This window comes from Rhodobacter sp. 4.3.4 (assembly GCF_058724655.1).
In genome coordinates this window covers 951237-971157 of the sequence record NZ_CM178967.1, presented here as the reverse complement: position 1 = coordinate 971157, position 19921 = coordinate 951237, and the positions used below count along the sequence as shown (strand labels likewise).

Annotated in this window: 17 protein-coding genes and 1 pseudogene; 4 read left to right on the top strand and 14 right to left on the bottom strand. The window is 65.7% G+C overall.

Going from position 1 to position 19921, the window contains the following annotated elements:
• Genes scpB through argS form a run of 5 tightly spaced genes read right to left on the bottom strand, consistent with a single transcriptional unit; the run spans position 1 to position 5243 of the window.
• Positions 1-642 (bottom strand): SMC-Scp complex subunit ScpB, encoded by a 642-nt coding sequence (scpB, locus tag AC4PTB_RS04610; protein ID WP_492191921.1) that lies wholly within the window; start codon positions 640-642, stop codon positions 1-3.
• The gene (locus AC4PTB_RS04605) at positions 639-1442 is read right to left on the bottom strand and encodes a segregation and condensation protein A (RefSeq protein WP_492191920.1); all 804 of its coding nucleotides are present in this window, start codon (positions 1440-1442) and stop codon (positions 639-641) included. Before AC4PTB_RS04605 ends, scpB begins: the two co-directional genes overlap by 4 nt.
• Positions 1435-2454 (bottom strand): glycoside hydrolase family 3 N-terminal domain-containing protein, encoded by a 1020-nt coding sequence (locus AC4PTB_RS04600; protein ID WP_492191919.1) that lies wholly within the window; start codon positions 2452-2454, stop codon positions 1435-1437. The genes AC4PTB_RS04605 and AC4PTB_RS04600 overlap by 8 nt, the downstream gene beginning before the upstream one ends.
• Positions 2430-3443 (bottom strand): SPOR domain-containing protein, encoded by a 1014-nt coding sequence (locus AC4PTB_RS04595; protein ID WP_492191918.1) that lies wholly within the window; start codon positions 3441-3443, stop codon positions 2430-2432. The genes AC4PTB_RS04600 and AC4PTB_RS04595 overlap by 25 nt, the downstream gene beginning before the upstream one ends.
• 54 nt (positions 3444-3497) lie before the next feature.
• Positions 3498-5243: an arginine--tRNA ligase gene (gene argS / locus AC4PTB_RS04590; RefSeq protein ID WP_492191917.1), complete on the bottom strand. Its 1746-nt coding sequence runs from the start codon at positions 5241-5243 to the stop codon at positions 3498-3500.
• A 127-nt stretch (positions 5244-5370) separates the two neighbouring features.
• Between argS and AC4PTB_RS04585 the strand changes: the two genes are divergently transcribed.
• Entirely contained in the window at positions 5371-6180 is an 810-nt protein-coding gene (locus AC4PTB_RS04585) for a hypothetical protein (RefSeq protein WP_492191916.1), read from the top strand.
• 121 nt (positions 6181-6301) lie between these two features.
• Positions 6302-7949: pseudogene (locus AC4PTB_RS04580) on the top strand (DEAD/DEAH box helicase).
• A gap of 51 nt (positions 7950-8000) precedes the next feature.
• Here AC4PTB_RS04580 and AC4PTB_RS04575 read toward each other — a convergent pair.
• The 6 genes from AC4PTB_RS04575 to AC4PTB_RS04550 are packed head-to-tail and all read right to left on the bottom strand — an operon-like array spanning position 8001 to position 14269.
• Positions 8001-9056: a dipeptidase gene (locus AC4PTB_RS04575; protein ID WP_492191915.1), complete on the bottom strand. Its 1056-nt coding sequence runs from the start codon at positions 9054-9056 to the stop codon at positions 8001-8003.
• Positions 9053-9832, bottom strand: coding sequence for an ABC transporter ATP-binding protein (locus AC4PTB_RS04570; RefSeq protein ID WP_492191914.1), 780 nt, complete (start codon positions 9830-9832; stop codon positions 9053-9055). Before AC4PTB_RS04570 ends, AC4PTB_RS04575 begins: the two co-directional genes overlap by 4 nt.
• Positions 9825-10658: an ABC transporter ATP-binding protein gene (locus AC4PTB_RS04565; RefSeq protein WP_492191913.1), complete on the bottom strand. Its 834-nt coding sequence runs from the start codon at positions 10656-10658 to the stop codon at positions 9825-9827. Before AC4PTB_RS04565 ends, AC4PTB_RS04570 begins: the two co-directional genes overlap by 8 nt.
• Positions 10655-11560 carry a nickel transporter permease gene (gene nikC, locus AC4PTB_RS04560; protein ID WP_492191912.1) on the bottom strand — a complete coding sequence of 302 codons (906 nt, stop codon included), beginning with the start codon at positions 11558-11560 and terminating at the stop codon, positions 10655-10657. The genes AC4PTB_RS04565 and nikC overlap by 4 nt, the downstream gene beginning before the upstream one ends.
• Entirely contained in the window at positions 11560-12624 is a 1065-nt protein-coding gene (locus tag AC4PTB_RS04555; RefSeq protein WP_492191911.1) for an ABC transporter permease, read from the bottom strand. The genes nikC and AC4PTB_RS04555 overlap by 1 nt, the downstream gene beginning before the upstream one ends.
• A gap of 46 nt (positions 12625-12670) precedes the next feature.
• The gene (locus AC4PTB_RS04550; protein ID WP_492191910.1) at positions 12671-14269 is read right to left on the bottom strand and encodes an ABC transporter substrate-binding protein; all 1599 of its coding nucleotides are present in this window, start codon (positions 14267-14269) and stop codon (positions 12671-12673) included.
• A 575-nt stretch (positions 14270-14844) separates the two neighbouring features.
• On the opposite strand from AC4PTB_RS04550, the gene AC4PTB_RS04545 reads away from it, so the two are divergent.
• Together AC4PTB_RS04545 and AC4PTB_RS04540 are read left to right on the top strand one after the other, a co-directional pair.
• Positions 14845-15456, top strand: a complete 612-nt coding sequence (locus tag AC4PTB_RS04545) for a hypothetical protein (RefSeq protein ID WP_492191909.1) — start codon at positions 14845-14847, stop codon at positions 15454-15456.
• Between the two features lie 232 nt (positions 15457-15688).
• The gene (locus AC4PTB_RS04540; protein WP_492191908.1) at positions 15689-16243 is read left to right on the top strand and encodes a hypothetical protein; all 555 of its coding nucleotides are present in this window, start codon (positions 15689-15691) and stop codon (positions 16241-16243) included.
• On the opposite strand, the gene AC4PTB_RS04535 is transcribed toward AC4PTB_RS04540, so the two are convergent.
• The 3 genes from AC4PTB_RS04535 to gatB all read right to left on the bottom strand — a co-directional run bounded on the left by AC4PTB_RS04535 (position 16244) and on the right by gatB (position 19835).
• The gene (locus tag AC4PTB_RS04535; RefSeq protein WP_492191907.1) at positions 16244-17218 is read right to left on the bottom strand and encodes a DUF808 domain-containing protein; all 975 of its coding nucleotides are present in this window, start codon (positions 17216-17218) and stop codon (positions 16244-16246) included.
• 94 nt (positions 17219-17312) lie between these two features.
• The gene (locus AC4PTB_RS04530) at positions 17313-17939 is read right to left on the bottom strand and encodes a hypothetical protein (RefSeq protein WP_492191906.1); all 627 of its coding nucleotides are present in this window, start codon (positions 17937-17939) and stop codon (positions 17313-17315) included.
• A gap of 378 nt (positions 17940-18317) precedes the next feature.
• Positions 18318-19835, bottom strand: coding sequence for an Asp-tRNA(Asn)/Glu-tRNA(Gln) amidotransferase subunit GatB (gene gatB / locus AC4PTB_RS04525; RefSeq protein ID WP_492191905.1), 1518 nt, complete (start codon positions 19833-19835; stop codon positions 18318-18320).
• Between the last annotated feature and the right edge of the window lie 86 nt (positions 19836-19921).

Sequence of the window (19921 nt, the reverse complement as noted above, 5' to 3'; positions counted from 1 at the left end):
TCACTCCTCCTCGAACAGCTCGCTTTGGCCCACCATGTCGCCCTCGTCCTCCTCGGCCCCCGGCATCGGCCGGTTGTCAAGCAGCCCCGCCGCCCGGAGTTCCTTGATCCCGGGCAGATCGCGCGCCGATTCAAGGCCGAAATGATCAAGGAACGTCTCGGTCACGATGAAGGTCACCGGACGGCCGGGCGTCATCCGCCGCCGCCCAAGCCGGATCCATTCCAGCTCCAATAGCTGCTCGATCGTCCCGCGCGAGACCGCAACCCCCCGGATTTCCTCGATTTCCGCCCGCGTCACCGGCTGGTGATAGGCGATGATCGCCAGCGTTTCGATCGCCGCACGGGAGAGTTTGCGCAGCTCCACCGTTTCCTTCTGCATCAGGAAGCCCAGATCGGGCGCGGTGCGAAAGGCCCAGGCGTCGCCGATCTTCACCAGATGCACGCCGCGCCCCTCGTAGCGGCGGCGCAGATAGGCCAGCGCCTCGGCCGCATCGCAGCCATGCGGCATCCGGTCCTGCATCTCGCGCAGGCTGACCGGCTCGGCCGCGGCGAACAGGATCGCCTCGACCATCCGCTCCTGCTCGGCCAGCGGTGGCGCGTCGAAGAGCGATTTTTCATTCGGATCGTAACGGCTGTCGCTCATGTGCTGGTCCGCGGCGTGGTTCGGGCGCGAATGGTGATCGGCGCGAAGGTTTCGGTCTGGTGGATCTCGATCTGGCCCTGTTTCGCCAGTTCGAGCGAGGCCGCAAAGGTCGCCGCGGTGGCAGAGCGGCGCCGCTTCGGGTCCGCCCCCCAGCCCTCGGGCAGATAATCGGTCAGATCGGTCCATGCGCCGGCATAGCCGATCAGCGGCCGCATCCGGTCCAGCGCCTCTTCCATGGTGAAGATGTTCTTGCGATCAAAGGCATAGGGGCGGAATTCGTCGCGGGTGCGGATCCGCGCATAGGCTTGCATCAGCTCAAGCAGCGTCGCGGAATAGGTCACGCGGCGCACCCGCTCGACGGTTTCGCTGTAGCCACGGGCAAAGAAGTTGCGCCCCAGTTGATCGCGCGCCATCAAGGTCGCCGCCGCCTCGCGCATCGCCGCAAGCCGTTCCAGCTGGAAGGCCAGATGCGCCGCAAGGTCTTCCGCCGAGGGGCCATCCTCGCCCGGTTCGGGCGGCAGCAGCAGACGCGATTTCAAAAACGCAAGCCAGGCCGCCATCACCAGATAATCGGCCGCCAGCTCAATGCGCAGCGCCTTCGCCTCGTTGACGAATTTCAGATATTGCTCGGCCAGCGCCAGAACCGAGATGCGCCGCAGATCGACCTTTTGCGTGCGCGAGAGCGTCAAGAGAAGGTCCAGCGGCCCTTCAAAGCCGTCGACATCGACAATCAGCGCCTCGGCCGCAAGCCGTTCGCTGACACTTGTGCTTTCAAAAAGGCTTACCGTTTCCTCAGCCATCCGACCCGCCGCCGCCCGCAGCGTCAAATTCCGCCGCCAGCGCCACCAAGTCAGCCGCAGCGGGGGGGTGGCGCAAACGCAGCGCCGCTGCGGCGCGCAGGCTGGCCGCGGGGGTCAGCCGCCCCGCCGCCGCCACGGTGTCCTCGAACTCGGCGCGCGTGCCGTTGCAATGCAGGATCACGTCGCAGCCGGCGGCCAGCGAGGCCGCGGCGCGCTCGGCATAGCTGCCCAAAAGCGCCTGCATCCCGATGTCATCGGTCATCAAAAGCCCGGCAAAGCCGATTTCCTGCCGGATTAGATCGATCATCTTCGCGCTTTGCGTCGCAGGCGCGTCGTCAAAGGCGGTGAAGCGGATATGCGCGGTCATGCCCAAGGGCAGATCGGAAAGCGCCGCGAAAGGGGCGAAATCCTGCGCGCGCAGATCTTCGGCCGCGGCACGGACCACGGGCAGATCCTTGTGGCTGTCGGCCTCGGCGCGGCCATGGCCCGGCATGTGCTTGAGCACCGGCAGCACCCCGCCCGAAAGCAGGCCATCCGCCGTCGCACGGGCGTTTTGCACCACCGCCTCAACGGTTTCGCCAAGACAGCGGTTGCGCAGGAAAGGATGCGTGCGGGGGCCTGCAATATCACAGGTCGGCGCGCAATTGCCGTCGATGCCCACCGCGCGCAGCTCGGCCGCCTGCAGCCTTGCGCGCAGCCACATGCCCCGCGGACCGCGCAAGAGCGCGTCGTCCAAAGGCGGCGCCCAGTCGCGCCACTGCGGCCCGCGCAGGCGCTGCACCCGCCCGCCCTCCTGATCGACAAAGATCGGCGCATCGCGGCCCAGGGCCGCGCGCAGATCGGACGTCAGGCGGCAAAGCTGCGCCGGGCTTTCGACATTGCGCGCAAACAGGATCAGACCCCAGGGGTCGGCCGCGCGCAGAAACGCCGCCTCATCGGCGCCCAGCACCGTGCCCTCGACGCCCAGAATCGTGGCGCCACAGGCGGTTACTTGATCACGGTCGGAATGCAATTCGCCCCCTCGGCCACCAGCGCGGCGCAGAACTGACGCGCCTCCTCGACGCCCTTGAAGCCCGAGACCCGCAGCCGCCAGAAGCTGCGCCCGCCCGAGGCGGCCTCTTGGACGATGCGTTTCTTGCCCGCCATCAGCGCCTCGAACCGGCCCGAGATCCGGCCCCATTCGGCGCGGGCCTCCTCGGGGCTGTCAAAGGCGCCCAGCTGCACGACCCGCGTGCCCGAAGGCAGATCGGCGGCCTTGATCTCGACCGTTTCGGGACCGGCCAGCGCCGCGGCAACGGCTTTCGCGGCGGCCTCGGCCTCGATGTCAAGATCGGGACGCGCCAGCGGACGGGGCGATTTCACCACGCCGGGCACATCGGCCGGAACGACCGGCTCGGCCGCGGCGGTCTGGGCAGGCGGCGGTTCGACCGCAGGCTGGGCAGGCGCCGCTTCGGCGGGTGGCTCGGGATCGGTCGGCAACTCCGCGGCCGGATCGGCGGCGGGCGCCTCCAGCGCCGGTTTCGGCGGCAAGGCGCTGTCGGGCACCGGCACCGGCGGGCCTTCCATCGCCAGCTCTTCCGCCGCGGCGGGGTTCTGCACCTGCGGCAACGGCTTGAGTTCCGACATCGGCGCATCATCGGGCGACAGGCCCGTGGGCGGCGGCGCCAGCACGACGCGGCTTGGCCCCGGCGCGGCCAGACCCGAGCCCGCCACCTCGTTCACCGCCAGCCCGACATGGGCCGCCAGATCGCCGCCCGGGTCCGACGGCGCCATCCGCGCCGGCCCCTCAAGCGCGCGGATCACCGGCACGCCCGAGACATCGCGCACCGCCAGCCGATAGCCCCAGATGATCACGCCCAAGATCAGCGCCCCGGAAACGGCTGCCCCCGCCACTTGCACCCAGCGCGCGGACTGGGGCGCAGGCATGTCAAGGGAGGGGCCTGTCTCGCCCCCGCCCAGCCTGCCAAAACCCCCGCCATTGCGGGTGTCGGGATCGGTCATGCTCGCCCCATCTCCGGTTTTCGGGCCGGTGCGGCCCTGCCCTCCGGCGGTGCCTTAGCGCATCTCTTCGGCCGGGGTGACGCCAAGAATACCAAGACCCGCCGAAATCACAACGGCCGAGGCCCGGGCAAGGGCGATTTTCGCCGACGAGGCGGCCAGATCGCCTTCCTGAAGGAACCGCAGGGAGGGCTCGTCATTGCCGCGATTCCACAGCGCATGCAGGTCCGAGGCGATCTCATACAGGAAGAAGGCGACCCGATGCGGCTCGTTCGCGCGGGCGGCGATTTCGACCTGTCGCGGCCATTCGGCGATCTTTTTCGCCAGCGCGCGTTCGGCCTCGTGGGTGTTGCGGTCCAGATCGGCCGCGGCCAGCGCCGCATCCGACACGTCAATCCCCAGCTCGCGCGCCTTGCGCAGCACCGAGGCGACCCGGGCATGGGCATATTGCACGTAAAAGACCGGGTTGTCCTTGGATTGTTCGAGCACCTTGTCGAAGTCGAAATCCAAGGGCGCATCGTTCTTGCGCGTCAGCATGTGGAAGCGCGTCACCCCCGCCCCCGCCTGCTCGACCACGTCGCGCAGGGTGACAAAGGTGCCCGCGCGTTTGCTCATCTTGAAGGGCTCGCCGTTCTTGAACAGCTTCACCAGCTGAATGAGCTTGATGTCCAACGGCACCCGGTTTTCCGAAAGCGCCGCTACCGCCGCCTTCATCCGCTTCACGTAACCGCCATGATCGGCGCCGAAAACGTCGATCAGCTGGTCGAAGCCGCGTTCGATCTTGGTCCAGTGATAGGCGATGTCGGGGGCGAAATAGGTCCAGCTGCCGTCCGATTTCTTCACCGGCCGGTCCACGTCATCGCCATAGCTGGTCGAGCGGAACAGCGTCTGTTCGCGCTCCTCCCAATCCTCGGGCAGCTTGCCCTTCGGCGGCTCCAGCACGCCTTCGTAGATCAGGCCCAGATCCTGCAGCCGCTGCAGCGCCGCCTCGATCTGGCCGGTGCCGTAAAGCGACTTTTCGGAATAGAAGACATCCATCTTCACGCCAAGCAGCGCCAGATCCTCGCGGATCATCGCCATCATCGCCTCGGTCGCGAAAACCCGCACCTCGGCCAGCCAGTCGCTTTCGGGCTTGTCGATCAGGCTGGCACCGTATTTCGCCTTCAGCGCCTCGCCCACCGGGATCAGATAATCGCCCGGGTAAAGCCCTTCGCGGATTTCGGGCTCAAGCCCGTTCGCCTCGCGGTAGCGTTCATAGGCCGAGCGCGCCAGCACATCGACCTGCGCGCCGCCGTCGTTGATATAATATTCGCGCGTCACATCGTAGCCCGCGAAATCGAGCAGGCTGGCCAGCGCATCACCAAAAACCGCGCCGCGGGTATGGCCCACATGCATCGGCCCGGTCGGGTTGGCGGACACATATTCGACGTTGACCTTGATGCCGCGGCCCAGATCCGAGCGGCCGAAATCGGCACCAGCCGTCAGCGCCGCGCGCACCACATCGGCCCAAAGCCCGGGTGCCAGCCGCAGGTTGATGAAACCCGGCCCCGCAACCTCGGCCGAGGCGATCCGGGCATCGGCGGCCAGTTTCGCCACCAGCCCCTCGGCCAGCGCGCGCGGGTTGGTTCCGGCGGGTTTCGCCAGCACCATCGCGGCATTCGTCGCCATGTCGCCATGGGCGGCATCGCGCGGCGGCTCGACCGCCACAGCCTGGGTATCAAGGCCCGCAGGCAGCGCGCCTTCGGCCACCATCGCATCCAGCGCGGCAAGCACGACCGCGCGCACATCAGCAAAGAGGTTCATGATCTGATCGCTTCCTTCGTTGCCCCACCCCTGCCAGAGCGGCGCCCTGCCGTCAACTCTTGCCCCGCCTTGGCGCTTGCACTTGGCTTTCGAAGCCGGTTCAATGCCGCCCGAAGGGAGGCCCGGCATGAGCGAACCCGAGGACAGGCCCCGCCCGACACTGGCGGCGCGGGGCGAATTCGACGCGGGCGAGAGCGGCCTTGGCCTGGGTCTGGGCATGGCCTGGGAACGGCTCGTGGCGCGCGAGCAGCCCTTCGACCTTGCGCCGGATGACCTGCCGCCTGCCGATCTGGACCTTGGCGCCCTTTGCGACAAGCCGTTGATCGCGCCCGAAGGCGCGATGGAACCGCCGAATTTTACCGATTTTTCGGCCCGCGCGCGCAATCTTGCGCGCCAGATGGCGACCGAAGACCCGGCCACGACCGAGCTGGAATTCCTGCATGCGCAGCTTGTCATGGTCTTGCGCCGCGCCGCGGTGCCCGAGGCGGCGCGGCGCCTTTATTTCCGGATCTGGGACGAACACGGAGAACGCCTCGCGCGGGACATGCCGACGCGCTGGCGGGTGTCGGCGGCGCAGTGCTTTGCCGATCACGGCCGGACCGAGGCCGAGCGCAGCCTTGGCGCGCAGATGGCGCTGATGTTCGGGCTGGTGAAGCTTTACGAGACCGAGCGGCGCTTTTCCGGCCTTGCCGCCTGGGAGCTGTTCCCGAACCGCCGCCCGCACCGGGGGCCGCTGATGATGGGGCTTTCGGCTTATGATCTGCGCGGCGGCGATCTGCCGCGCAATCTGCTGGCGCGGATCTGGCGGCAAAGCCATGATGCCGGGCCGATGGGGCAGCTGGCCGAGGCGCTGATTTCCGATTTCGAGACCTCGAACCGGGGGATTTTGATCCGTTTGCGCAAGATGGGAAAGCGCGTCGCACCCCGTTCAGATTGACGGATCGCGATTTTTCCGCTAACGCGACCTCACCCGCAATCCGGCGGGCAGACGGGACGCCCGGTTTCAACGCGTCCCCCCACCCCGCGCGCGGGGCCTTCCCACGCGCCACAGGACGCCCATGACGAAGTTTACCGATCTCAAGCTTGACCCTGCCGTGCTGCGTGCCATCGCAGATGCCGGATATGAAACGCCCACCCCGATCCAGGCGGGCGCCATTCCGTCGGCGCTCGAAGGCCGCGACGTGCTGGGCATCGCCCAGACCGGCACCGGCAAGACCGCCTCTTTCACCCTGCCGATGGTGACCATGCTGTCCTCGGGCCGGGCGCGGGCGCGGATGCCGCGCTCGCTCGTGCTCTGCCCGACGCGGGAACTGGCGGCGCAGGTGGCCGAGAATTTCGACACCTAATGCGAAATACACCAAGCTGACCAAGGCGCTGCTGATTGGCGGCGTGTCCTTTGGCGAACAGGACAAGCTGATCGACCGTGGCGTCGATGTGCTGATCGCGACGCCGGGGCGGCTGCTGGACCATTTCGAACGCGGCAAGCTTCTGCTGACCGGCGTGCAGATCATGGTGGTCGACGAGGCCGACCGGATGCTCGACATGGGTTTCATCCCGGATATCGAGCGGATCTTCCAGCTCACCCCCTTCACCCGGCAGACGCTGTTCTTCAGTGCAACGATGGCGCCGGAGATCGAGCGCATCACCAACACCTTCCTGCATGCCCCCGCCCGCATCGAAGTGGCGCGGCAGGCGACGACCTCGGAAACGATCACGCAAAAGCTGATCCAGATCACGCCGCCGCGCCGCGACCAGTCGGCCAAGGCGAAACGCGAACTTCTGCGCGCGATCATCAAGGCCGAGGGCGAGGCCTGCACCAACGCCATCATCTTCTGCAACCGCAAGACCGATGTGGACATCGTGGCGAAGTCGCTGAAAACGCACGGGTTCAACGCCGCGCCGATCCATGGCGACCTGGACCAGAGCCTGCGCACGAAAACGCTCGATGCCTTCCGCGACGGCACGCTGCAGCTTCTGATCGCCTCGGATGTGGCGGCGCGCGGGCTGGACATTCCGGCCGTCAGCCACGTTTTCAACTATGATCTGCCCAGCCATGCCGAGGATTACGTCCACCGCATCGGCCGCACCGGCCGCGCCGGGCGTCTGGGCGCCGCCTTCTCGATCGCCACGCCCGCCGACGAGAAATACCTGACCGCGATCGAAGCGCTGGTGAAAATGGCGATCCCGCGCGCCGATCCGCCCGAGGGGTTCTCGCTGTCGGATGCCGCGCATCGCGAGCCGCGCAAATATGACGATGACAAGGGGCCGAAATCGCGCTCCTCCCGGTCGCGTTCGGGGCGGGGTCGGGACGAGAAACGCCCGCCGCGCGAAGACCGCGCGCCGGTGATCGTCGCCCTTGAAGAAGACAGCTCGCTGATCGTCGAGGTGCCCGAGGCGAAACGCTCCGAGGGTCGGCGCTCTGACGCGCGGCGGTCGGAAGGCCCGCGCGGCGACAGCCACCGTGCCGAGCCGATCCGCCCGGACGGCCCGCGCGAAGATCGCCGCGACGAGCGCCGGTCCGAACCCTATCGCGACAGCCGTCGCGGTCGCGACAACGGGCCTGCGGTCGTCGGCATGGGCGATCACGTGCCGGATTTCCTGCTGCGATCCTTCCGCACCACGAAGCCTGTGATCGAGGACAAGGACGGCGACGAGACCGCCGAGGCCGAGGTCGAAACCCCGGTCACGGAACCCTCGGAAGGCTGATCTGCCGCGCCAAAACGCAAAGCCCCGGTTTGCCGGGGCTTTTCTTTTGGCCTATGCGCCGAAAGTGCGCTCGAGCACCCCAAGCCAGTTTTCATGCGCGATCTTGCGGATCAGATCCTCGCCCCAGCCGTGGTCGCGCATCGCGGCGATGAAGCCCTGCAACCCCGCGACATCGCCCAGCACATCGGGGATTTCCGCGCCGTCGAAATCGGAGCCCAGCCCCACGTGATCCTCGCCCAGCCGCGCGATCAGGTGATCCAGATGGCGCAGCATCGGCTCCCAGCCGCAGCCGGGGTCCTTGCGGCCATCGGGCGTCAGGAAGCTGACGGCGTAGTTCAGCCCGACCATGCCGCGGCTTTCGCGGATGATGGTGAGCTGCCGGTCCGTCAGGTTGCGCGACGACGGGCAAAGCGCATGCGCATTCGAATGGGTGGCCACCAGCGGCGCATCCGACAGCGCCGCCACATCGTCAAAGCCCTTTTCGTTCAAATGGCTGAGATCAATCATGATCTTGAGCTTGTTGCATTCCCTGACCAGCCGCTTGCCCGCCGCGGTCAGGCCCGGCCCGGTGTCGGGGCTCGACGGAAAGGCAAAGGGCACGCCATGGCCAAAAATCGTCGGGCGCGACCAGACGGGCCCAAGCGAGCGCAGCCCGAGCGCGTGGAACGCATAGAGCGCATCCAGATCGGCGTCGATCGCCTCGGCGCCTTCCATATGCATGATCCCGGCGATGACGCCTTCGGCCATCGCGGCGCGGATCTCGCCTGCGGTGCGGCAGATGCGGAAAGCGCCACCCGACGCGCGCTCCATCCACAGCATCAGGCCTGCGGCGCGCAAAGCCGGATCGGCTGCCTCGGCAGCATCCATCAGCGCGGGCAGCGGCAGCCGGTAGGGCGGATTGGCCATCTGCGCCATCAGTTCGGTATCGTCATGGGCGACGGGGGACGGCAGATAGATCGCGAAGAAACCGCCCGCAAACCCGCCCGCGCGCATCCGCGGCAGGTCAAGCTGCCCGCCCTCGCCGGTCAGCCAGATGTCGCGCCGCTTTTCAGGCGCTTCCAGAAGCCGCAACAACAGGTCGTTGTGGCCGTCAAACACGGGGATCATCGCACTTCCTTTCCGGCAGGGTCCAGCATCCGGTCCGCAGAGGCCGCGAACAGGCTTTGCGCATAGGCGGTCTTCATCCGGGCCTGGGCAAGGTCGTCGCGCGCCAGTTCCTCGACCGCGCGGCCGTTCTGCATCACCAGCACGCGGTCACACATGTGATCGATCACGGCCAGATCGTGGCTGACCATCAGGAAGGTCAGCCCGCGTTCCGCCCGCAAGCGGTTGAGCAGGTTCAGCACCTCGGCCTGAACCGAGGCATCGAGCGCCGAGGTCGGTTCATCCAAGAGCAGGATTTCCGGTTCCAGCATCAGCGCCCGGGCAATGGCGACGCGCTGGCGCTGCCCGCCCGAGAGCTGATGCGGATAGCGAAAGCGGAACGCGGTCGGCAGGCCGACATCGGTCAGCGCCCGCACCACCCGCGCGTCGGTGTCACCGATGCCATGGATAGCCAGCGGCTCCGACAACGTGCGGTCGATGGTGTGGCGCGGATGCAGGCTGGCATAGGGGTCTTGGAACACCATCTGCACGCGCGCGGCAAAGGCCTTGTCGCGCGGCGCTTTCAGCGGCTGCCCGCCAATGCGGATCGCGCCCCCCGAGACCGGCGCCAGCCCGCAAATCGCCCGCAGGATGGTCGATTTGCCCGATCCGCTTTCGCCGACCAGACCGAAGCTTGCCTGTGCGGGCACGCGCAGGCTGACGCCTTCGACCGCGCGGACGGTGCGGCCATGCGCGCGGAACGTGACCGAGAGGTCCTCGATTTCGATCAGATCAGACATGCGCCCAGTCCCCCGTGCGATCAAGCCCCGGCAGCGGCGCCCGCGGGCCTCCGATCCGCGGCAGGCAGTTCAACAGGCCCTGCGTATAGGGGTGTTTCGCCGCCATCAGATCATGCGCGGCCAGTTCCTCGACGATACGGCCGCGATACATCACCAGCACCCGGTCGCAAAACCGCGCCACAAGCCGCAGATCGTGGCTGATGAAAATCAGCCCCATGCCGCGGCTTTTCACCAGATCATCGAGGATCGACAGAACCTCGGCCTGCACGGTTACATCCAGCGCCGAAGTCGGCTCATCGGCGATCAGCAGATCGGGTTCCGGGATCAGCATCATCGCGATCATCACCCGCTGCCCCATACCGCCCGACAGCTCATGCGGCCAGGCCTCCATCACCCGTTCGGGGTCGCGGATCTGCACCGCTTCCAGCGCCGCGATGGCCTTTTTGCGCGCCTCGGCCCGGCTGATGCGGTCGCGGCGCAAGAGCCCCTCGGTCAGCTGCGCGCCGATCCGCATGACGGGGTTCAGCGAATATTTCGGGTCCTGCATCACCATGGCGAGACGCGGGCCGCGCAGGGCACGCATCTGTTTTTCATTGGCTTTCAAAAGGTCGATGCCGTCGAACGTCATCCGATCCGCCTCGATCCGCCCGGGTGGCCGGATCAGCCGCAGCACGGAGCGCCCGGTGATGGTCTTGCCCGAGCCGCTTTCGCCGACGATCCCCAGCCGTTCCCGGCCCAGCGAAAAGCTGACCCCGCGCACGGCTTGCACCGGGCCGGTCTCGGTCGCGAAGGTCACGCGCAGGTTTTCGATCTGCAACAGGCTCATCGGGCGGCACTCCGCGGGTCGAGGACATCGCGCAGACCATCCCCCAGAAGGTTGAAGCCGAGCGAGACGGTAAAGATCGCAAGGCCGGGCATGGTGGCGACCCACCATTGCTCGAACAGGAACTTGCGGCCCGAGGAAATCATCAGCCCCCATTCCGGCAAGGGCGGCTGCACGCCAAGGCCCAAGAAGCCAAGCCCCGCCGCGATCAGGATCACCCCCGCCATGTCGAGCGTGACGCGGATGATCACCGAGGGCAGGCACATCGGCACGACATGGCCCCAGATGATCCGCCCCGCCCCCGCGCCCTGCAGCCGCACGGCGGCGATGTAATCGGAATTGCGCACGGTGAGGGTTTCCGCCCGCGCGACGCGGGCATAGGGCGGCCAGGCGGTCAGGGCGATCGCCAGAACGGCGTTCTGCACCCCCGGCCCCAGCACGGCGACCAGCGCCAGCGCCAGGATAAGCCGCGGGAAAGCAAGGAAGATATCGGTGATCCGCATCAGAACGGTATCGACCCAGCCGCCGAAATAGCCCGCGACGGTGCCGATCAACAGCCCGATCAGCGGCGCGGTGACGGCGACAAGGGCGACGATGGCCAGCGTGATGCGGGCGCCATGGACGATCCGGCTCCAGATGTCGCGGCCGAAATCATCGGTGCCGAGCCAATGCCCGGGCGTGCCGGGGGGCAAAAGCCGCTCGGCCAGGTTCTGCGCGAAAGGGTCCTGCGGCGCAAAGACGGGCGCCGCGACGGCCAGCAGGCACAGCCCCGCGATGATGAAAAGACCCAGCATCGCCAGCGGGTTGCGGCGCAGGCGCAGCCAGGCAAGCCAGGCCTGCCCCAACCGGGCCTGACGGCGCGAGGACGGGTTCGGATCGGTCAACCAAAGGGTGAGCGCGGTCATCAGCGGGCCCTCGGATCGACGATGCGGTAAAGGATGTCGGAAGCCATGTTCAACGTGACGAAGACGACGCCCACGACGACGGTGCCGCCCAGAACGGCGGGCATGTCGGCGGCGAAAAGCGCGTCGGTGATGTAAAGGCCTAGGCCCGGCCAGGCGAAGATCGTTTCGGTCAGCACCGAGCCTTCGAGCAGATAGGCGTAGGAGAGCGCGATCACGGTGATCAGCGGCACCGAGACATTGCGCATCGCATGCACCCAGATCACCCGCCATTCCGGCATGCCCTTGACGCGGGCGGTGGTGATATATTCCTGGCTCAGTTCCGTCATCATAAAGCTGCGCGTCATGCGGCTGATGTAAGCCATGGAGACATATCCCAAGATCCCCGCAGGCAGCAGGATGTGGGAGATCGCGTTGGCGAAGATGTCCCAGGCGCCGTTCAGGGCGCTGTCGATCAGGATGGCGCCGGTGTAGCGGGTCATGCTGAATTCCAGCATCATCTCGTAGGTGGCATCCAGCCGCCCGGGGCCGCCGACCCAGCCGAGCTGGCCGTAAAAGATCAAAAGGCCGATCAGGCCGAGCCAGAACACCGGCATCGAATAGCCGACAAGGCCGACCAGTCGGACGATCTGATCGGCGAGGGTGCCCGGGCGGGTCGCGGCCAGCACGCCCGCGGGCACGCCCAAAGCGACGCCGATCAGCGTGCCGAGCGTCGCCAGTTCCAGCGTGGCGGGGAAGACGCGGGCGACATCCTCGATCACCGGGGTGCGGGTGCGGATCGACTGGCCCAGATCGCCCTGCACGGCGTCGCGGACGTAAATCCAGAACTGCTGCCAGAGCGGCTGGTCGAGGCCCAGCGCCTCGCGGACGGCCTGATACTGCGCCTCGGTGGCGCGTTCGCCGACGATCGAGAGCACCGGATCGATCGGCACGACGCGGCCGATGACGAAGGTAACGAGCAAGAGGCCCAGCAGCGTGATGGCAAGGGTAAGAAGACCCCCGGCCGCATGGCGCGCAAGCGCGGGCAGACGGGAGGACGGGGCGGGGGAAGGTTCGGTCGTGGTCATGGGGCAAGCCCCGCCGCCCGGATCGGCCCCGGGCGGCGGGATCGTCTTACTTGGTCACGGTCCAGTAGCTCGCCTGATCGGTGGCGCCACCGGCGTGGAAGCCCTTGATATTGGCGCGCAAAGCATCTTGCCGCGCCATCTGGAACATCGTCACGAAGGCCGAGCTGTCGCGATGCACGCGCTGCATGTCTTCATACATGGCGGCGCGTTTGGCGGCATCGGGTTCGGCCACCGCGGCCTCGGCCTGCGCCCCCATCGCCCCCGGGTCCCAGGCCGTGCGCCAGGCCAGATAGCCCGTCGCCTTGGCCGCGTCCGAATTGTCGGGGTTTTCGGCAAAGGTCGAGGCGTTGGTATGCGGGTCGGGATAATCCGGCCCCCAGGTCTGCAGGGTGATCTGGTGCTGACGGCCGCGGTATTTTTCCAGCACCTGCTTGCCGTCGCCCACATCCAGCGTGACGTTGATGCCGATCTGCCCGAAAGTGTGCTGCACCGATTGCGCGATGTTCATCCGCTCGGGGTTGTTGCGCACGGTCAGGCTGACCTCCAGCGGCAGCTTCACGCCGGACTCGGCCAAGGCCGCTTTCGCCTTGTCCAGATCAAGGCTGTAGGGCGTGTCGTCCAGCGCGCCAAGGAAGCCCTTGGGCAGGAAGGACTGATGCACGACCCATTGGCCCTTCAGGATGCTGTCGGCCATGCCCTGATAATCGACCGCCCAGCGCATCGCCTCGAGCACCTTCGGGTTCGCCAGATCGGCCACCTTCTGGTTCATCGCCAGATAATAGATCTGCCCGCCGACGTCATTTTGCACCACGATCTCGGGATTGCCGCTGACGCCCTCGATATCGGTCGGCGTCATTTCGCGGGCAATGTCGATATCGCCCTTTTCCAGCAGCAGCCGCTGCGTCGCGCCCTCGGGGATATGGCGCATCAGCACGTTCTTGATCGGCGCATCGCCGCGCCAATGCCCCTCGCGGGCTTGCAGGATATAGCCCTCGTTCGGCTTGAACGAGCGCAGCACATAGGCGCCGCTGCCTTCGGAATGCGACTTGAGCCAGTCATTGCCCATGTCGCCGTTCACCTCATGCTCCATCGCCGCCTTGACATCGACGATATAGGCAGGCGTCGCGGTCAGGCAGTTGTAGATGAAGCTGGGCGCATAGCGTTTGTCGGTCTTCAGGATCAGCGTGTCGCCCTCGAAGCTGACGGTCTGCTCGACATTGTCCTTGCTCAGCCCGAACTGGGTCAAGATGAAGGCCGGGGTCTTGTCCATCTGGACGACGCGGCGCAGCGACAGGGCGGCGGCCTCGGCGGTGACCGGATTGCCGCTGGAGAAGGTGACGCCCGGGCGCATCTTGAAGCGATAGGTGACGCCATCTTCATCGACCGACCAGCTTTCGGCCAGACCCGGCACCAGCTCGCCGGGTTTCGCGGGGTCCAGTTCCACCAGCGAATCGTAAAGGTTGTTGTTCAGGTCCGCACCCGAGAATTCAAAGGCTTCGGCCGGGTCGATCGAGACGATATCGTCGATCGCATCGGCCAGAACCAGCGTGTCGGCGGGCGTTTGCGCGAAAAGCGCCGCGGGCGCGACACAAGCCAGAAGGGTGGCGAAAGCGGCCGCCGGGCGAAGGCTGCGGAGTGATGTCATATGCGGACTCCCTGTCCTGTCGTTTCTTGTCGCGGGCGTTCCGAAGCGGACCGGCCCGATCCGACGAAGCTTGCCCGTTCCTTGCGGAAGATCAAGCGCGCGTGAACGCAACGGCGCCCGGCGGCGGGAAAACGCCCATCGATTGCCCGGTGTTTCCGCAACGCGAACGACCGCCCCTGCCCTGCCGCGCGAATCGTCAACGCGGCCACGTCAAGCCCCCGTCGCGGTCTTCGAAAGCCGGGGCGGCAAACCGCGGCGGGATCACGGCGAAGCCGCCCGGATCGCGCAATTTTGACACAATTGCCGCAGCGCGACGGTTGAGCGCGCGCGACCAGTGCCGCCCCGGACGTGGAATTATTGCCGCTTGGTTAACAGTTTTCCCCAAGTTTTAAGGGGTTCGCCGGGGAATTAAGGAGTCATTAAGGATTATTGACGACCTCAACACGTCGTTAACCTTTTGTTTCCATTTTGGGCGACAATTCCGAAAAGCTTCCTCACTCATGCCGCAGCCGGTGCCGATAGTGGCTGCATCAGACGGGTGCCCGAAGGGTGCCAAGCAGCCGAGGAGAACCAACATGGCGTTCACGTTCCGCAAGAAGCACGAGTTGAAGGAAGCCCAGCCGGTTACGGTGGCCATGGCGGCGGAAACGGAACAGCTGGCCCTGTCCGAGAAGATCGCGCAATACGACTATCTCGAACATCTGCTGGAAGATCTGATCGTCGAACAGGAAACCCTGTCGCGGCAGTTCTACGCCAAACACCGCGAGACCGAGGCCGAGACCGATCAGGTGGCGCTGGATTCGGGCGAGATGGTGGCCCGGGACAGTCTGACGATCACCGATCTTTCCTTTCAGGATTTCAAGCAGTTGAGCGATCTGGCCAAGCGCGTCGTGCCGGAGGGCCTGCCCAATGCGCACCGCCGCTTCGTGCTCAAGGCCTGCAGCCCCGAGATGGTGGCGATCGAAGATCTGGAAGAGATGATCAAGCTTTACCGCTACCGCATGGGCGTGGCAGAGCAGGACATCCTTGACCACCGTCCGACCTCGATCCTTGAAGCGACGGCGAAGCTGCGCTTCATGTCCAGCCTGATGCTCGACGGGCTCGACATCAAGCACGACTATTTCTTCTACCTCGTCGAGGAATGCGCGATGATCATCGAAAAGGTCGAGCGTCGCCGCATCGTCTGACCGCATGGCCTTGCCCGCCTGCGCGGGCCGGGCAGACCCGTGGCACAGGTTCCAGTGCCCGGTCGGCGCCAGAGCGATGCACGATGACATCGCCGGAACCGATATTTTCCCCGCTCCGCGGGGTTACCGGGATTGTTAACCATATCTTAACCAATCCTGCGCGAGTCTCGCACAAAAGAAACGTCGGGGGGCCCACCCCTCACCGGCGAAGGCGAGGCAAAGGAAGATCAAGATGTCCCCCGAAGACCACGGCCAAGAGCAGCCCCCCAGCCTCTGGGTGCGGATGCGCAACCTGATGACGCCCGGTGCCACCCGCCGGGCCGCCCGTCTGACCGCATTGCGTCAGCAGATCGATGCGGTGCGCGAGACGGCGCTGCAAGTCGTCGCCCATGCGGGCGAGGCGCGCGAACGCTGGCTTTTGCTGCAGGAAGAAGACCTTGATCTGGCCGTGGGCGAAATGCGGATGCTGGCTGCGGTGACGATGCAGGCGGAATTCATCCTGCGCGCGCAGGCGCAGCGCACCCGCCACGACACCCTGCCCGAGCCGCAGCTGAGCGCGCTCTCGGAGCAGCTGCAGCAGACCCTGGCGGCGCTGGAAGATCTGCGCACGGCGGCGGCGCTTTCGGCGCTGAAGGCGCGGCACGGGCTGTTGATGGCGCATCCCGAGCCGCTTGGCCCCGAGGGGCGCTCGGCCCAGCCCCCCCGTCCGACGCCGCAGCGTCAGGGCAAGCTGCGGATGCTGAACGGCGTTCCCGCCGGGGCGCGACCGCTGCCGACGGCGGTCTGATCAGCCGCGCAGCCGCGCCACCAGCCGCAGCGCCGGCCCCACGACATAAAGTGCCGGCGGGATCAGCAGCAGCCCGAAGATCAGCCCCAGCACGCCATCCAGGGCGGCGGTGACCAGCCATTCGGTGAAACCGCCCGCGGGCAGCAGATGCCCCGCGCCCTCGGCCAGATGGTGGATCGTGTCATAGGCCCCGGGCCAGCCCAGCTCTGCCGCGCCATGCAAAAGGATCGAGCCGCCAACCCAGATCATCGCCGCCGTGCCAAGGATCGACAGCGCGGTGAGCAGCGGCGGCATCGCCCGCACAAGGCCGCGTCCGACCCAGCGGATCGGCGCAATCTTGCCCCTGCGCGCCAGCCACAGCCCGACATCATCCGCCTTCACGATCAGCGCGACCCCGCCATAGACCAGCACGGTGATGCCGATGGCCACCACGGCCAGCGCCAGCGTCTGCATCCAGAGCGGCTGCCCCGCGGGCAACGAGGCCATGGCGATGGTCATGATCTCGGCCGAGAGGATGAAATCGGTCTTCACCGCGCCCGAGACCTTTTCGCGTTCCAGATGCGCCGGATCGCCCGCCGGATCGTCGTTCGGATCGACATGGCCATCGGCATGGGGGGCATGCGGGAACAGGAGGTGAAACACCTTTTCCGCGCCCTCGAAGCACAGATAGGCGCCGCCGATCATCAGAAGCGGCGTGATCACCCCGGGCGCAAAGGCCGAGAGGATCAGCGCGACGGGCAAGAGGAACACCAGCTTGTTGCGGATCGAGCCCATGGCGATCTTGCCCACGATCGGCAATTCGCGGCTGGCCTCGAACCCATGCACATAGCGCGGCGTGACGGCGGCATCGTCGATGACGACCCCCGCGGCCTTGGCCCCCGCCTTGGCCGCGCCTGCGGCGACATCATCCACCGAGGCGGCGGCAATCTTGGCGATCCCCGCCACGTCATCAAGAAGGGCGAGAAGGCCGCTCATTCAAATCTCCCTTGGGTTTTGCGGGTAAGTAGGGGCTGAGGGGGCGGGGTGCAAGGGGAGACAAAACCTCAGCCTTCCGACCAGCGATCCTTGGTCAGGCTTGCAAGACCTCGGACATTTCCCGCAACTGCTGCAAAATCGGAGGGTTTGACGGCTCGACAACCTCATGGCGTATCTGGCTGAGAACACCACGGATGACTTCCGTTCTGCGAAGTCCGGATCGCTCCACAAGGCTCCGCAAGCAAAGATCGCTCTCCGGCGAAAGCTTGAAGGAAAGGCGTTTTTGAGGAATACGCACTCCGGCCGGAGAAGCAGAGGCGTTCTTGCCCACGACAGCTTTCCAATTTTTCAGTTTCTGGATGGACTCGGGATCACGAGACATTCTGTTCATGAAGAATGCCAAGATCGCCTTCCTGTGCCGTGGCGACGCATGACGCGCGACCAGCGTCACAGCGGCATCCAGTACTTCCAGATCCGGAGCCGGAACCTGCACCTCAAGCGGAATCTCCGCAACCGGACGCGCGCGCCGCAGGGCAGGCAGCGACTGGGCCGGAATACTGACGACACCTCCGCACCGGTCGCAGACCGCCACCAGAATATCCTTCGCCATGCCGGTCTGATCTTCGAACGGAACATCGCAATACCGGAATGTCGTCGACACTACATCAGCGCAGGTTTCGCATATCCCCTTGGAGCATTCTCCCGCGTGATAGAGCTTCATGTCATTCGTCCCGATGAACGCTCACGAAAAAGACATCTGGCGTCAGAATATAGAATTTGATGTACTAGCCATCCCTCTTGAGAATGTGCACATCAACACCCTTCCTGACGTGATGCTCGTCTCTGCGATGATGTTGACCGGAGCATCGCTTCAGAATGGCCACAACTTCGGCTTCCGTAACCTCCCCGGTCGCAAGCAAGTTCTTGCTGCTCAGGGCGCTCCGTCTCTCGATCTGATACGAGCCGCTTTCCAGCGCTTCTATCGCAAGTCTCTTCGCCTCCTTGAACCCGATCCTTGCGATCAATATACGAGCTCCCTCGTAAATTTCAAGTTGCCCCCGAAATCAAAAGGCGCTCCCTCGGGAGCGCCTTTTCAATCTTACAACCCGAGCTTCCGCGCCACGATCTCGTTGACCGCGGCGGGGTTGGCCTTGCCCCCCGAAGCCTTGATCACCTGCCCCACGAACCACCCCGCCAGCTTCGGATTGGCCTTCGCCTTCTCCACCTGCGCGGGGTTCGCGGCGATGATCTCATCGACCGCTGCCTCGATCGCGCCCAGGTCGGTCACCTGCTTCATGCCGCGCGCCTCGACGATCGCGGCCGGGTCGCCGCCCTCGGTATAGACGATCTCGAAGAGATCCTTGGCGATCTTGCCCGAAATGTCCCCCGAGCGGATCAGCCGGATGATGCCGCCGAGCTGCGCCGGGCTGACCGGGCTTTGGCCGATCTCGTGGCCCTCTTTCTTCAAGCGCCCGAAGAGCTCGTTGATCACCCAGTTCGCGGCCAGCTTGCCATCTTCGGCCACCGCCACCACGGCTTCGAAATATTCGGCATCCGCCACTTCCGCCGTCAGCACCGAGGCGTCATATTCGGAAAGCCCCAGATCCTTGACAAAGCGGGCCTTTTTCTCATCCGGCAGTTCCGGCATCGTCGCGCCGATGTCATCGACCCAGGCCTGTTCGATTTCGAGCGGCAGCAGGTCCGGGCAGGGGAAATAGCGGTAGTCATGCGCCTCTTCCTTCGAGCGCATCGACCGTGTCTCGCCCTTGTCCGGGTCGTAAAGCCGGGTTTCCTGCACGATCGAGCCGCCATCTTCCAGAATCGCGATCTGGCGGCGGGCTTCGTAATCGATCGCCTGCTGAATGAAGCGCATCGAGTTCATGTTCTTGATCTCGCAGCGCGTGCCCAGATGGCTGAAATCCTGGCTTTCCTGATATTTCTCGTATTGGCCGGGACGGCAGACCGAGACGTTCACATCGGCGCGCAGGTTGCCGTTTTGCATGTTGCCATCGCAGGTGCCGATATAGCGCAGGATCTGCCGCAGCTTGGCGATATAGGCCGCCGCTTCCTCGGGGCCGCGAATGTCGGGACGGGAAACGATCTCCATCAGCGCCACACCGGTGCGGTTGAAATCGACAAAGGACATCGTCGGGTCCATGTCATGGATCGACTTGCCCGCGTCCTGTTCCAGGTGAATCCGCTCGATCCGCACCTTGCGCGCCACACCCGGCCCCATGTCGACAATGATCTCGCCCTCGCCGACGATCGGGTGGTAAAGCTGCGAGATCTGATAGCCCTGCGGCAGGTCGGGGTAGAAATAGTTCTTGCGGTCGAAGGCCGAGCGCAGGTTGATCCCCGCCTTCAGCGCGAGCCCCGTGCGCACGGCTTGTGCCACGCAAAACTCGTTGATCACCGGCAGCATGCCCGGCATCGCAGCATCGACAAAGGCGACATTCGCGTTCGGCTCATTGCCGAACATCGTCGAAGCGCCCGAGAACAGCTTCGCATTCGAGGCCACCTGCGCGTGCACCTCCATCCCGATCACCAGCTCCCAGTCGCTTTTCGCGCCGGCAATGACTTTCGGTTCGGGGGCGGTGAAGGCAAGGTGATCAAGCATTGCGGGTTCCCTTTCTCGGCTTGAGCCCTTCTAGGGCAGGGCGCGGCGCGGGGCAAGATGGCCCGCCCGCGTGGCGGGTGTCAGGT

Coding starts and splice junctions, on each gene's coding strand:
- AC4PTB_RS04535 (WP_492191907.1), bottom strand. CDS start 17,218: ATGAGCGGCCTTCTCGCCCTTCTTGATGACGTGGCGGGGATCGCCAAG.
- AC4PTB_RS04540 (WP_492191908.1), top strand. CDS start 15,689: ATGTCCCCCGAAGACCACGGCCAAGAGCAGCCCCCCAGCCTCTGGGTG.
- AC4PTB_RS04575 (WP_492191915.1), bottom strand. CDS start 9,056: ATGATCCCCGTGTTTGACGGCCACAACGACCTGTTGTTGCGGCTTCTG.
- gatB (WP_492191905.1), bottom strand. CDS start 19,835: ATGCTTGATCACCTTGCCTTCACCGCCCCCGAACCGAAAGTCATTGCC.
- AC4PTB_RS04605 (WP_492191920.1), bottom strand. CDS start 1,442: ATGGCTGAGGAAACGGTAAGCCTTTTTGAAAGCACAAGTGTCAGCGAA.
- nikC (WP_492191912.1), bottom strand. CDS start 11,560: ATGACCGCGCTCACCCTTTGGTTGACCGATCCGAACCCGTCCTCGCGC.
- AC4PTB_RS04555 (WP_492191911.1), bottom strand. CDS start 12,624: ATGACCACGACCGAACCTTCCCCCGCCCCGTCCTCCCGTCTGCCCGCG.
- AC4PTB_RS04570 (WP_492191914.1), bottom strand. CDS start 9,832: ATGTCTGATCTGATCGAAATCGAGGACCTCTCGGTCACGTTCCGCGCG.
- AC4PTB_RS04550 (WP_492191910.1), bottom strand. CDS start 14,269: ATGACATCACTCCGCAGCCTTCGCCCGGCGGCCGCTTTCGCCACCCTT.
- AC4PTB_RS04585 (WP_492191916.1), top strand. CDS start 5,371: ATGAGCGAACCCGAGGACAGGCCCCGCCCGACACTGGCGGCGCGGGGC.
- AC4PTB_RS04545 (WP_492191909.1), top strand. CDS start 14,845: ATGGCGTTCACGTTCCGCAAGAAGCACGAGTTGAAGGAAGCCCAGCCG.
- AC4PTB_RS04530 (WP_492191906.1), bottom strand. CDS start 17,939: ATGAAGCTCTATCACGCGGGAGAATGCTCCAAGGGGATATGCGAAACC.
- scpB (WP_492191921.1), bottom strand. CDS start 642: ATGAGCGACAGCCGTTACGATCCGAATGAAAAATCGCTCTTCGACGCG.
- argS (WP_492191917.1), bottom strand. CDS start 5,243: ATGAACCTCTTTGCTGATGTGCGCGCGGTCGTGCTTGCCGCGCTGGAT.
- AC4PTB_RS04565 (WP_492191913.1), bottom strand. CDS start 10,658: ATGAGCCTGTTGCAGATCGAAAACCTGCGCGTGACCTTCGCGACCGAG.
- AC4PTB_RS04595 (WP_492191918.1), bottom strand. CDS start 3,443: ATGACCGATCCCGACACCCGCAATGGCGGGGGTTTTGGCAGGCTGGGC.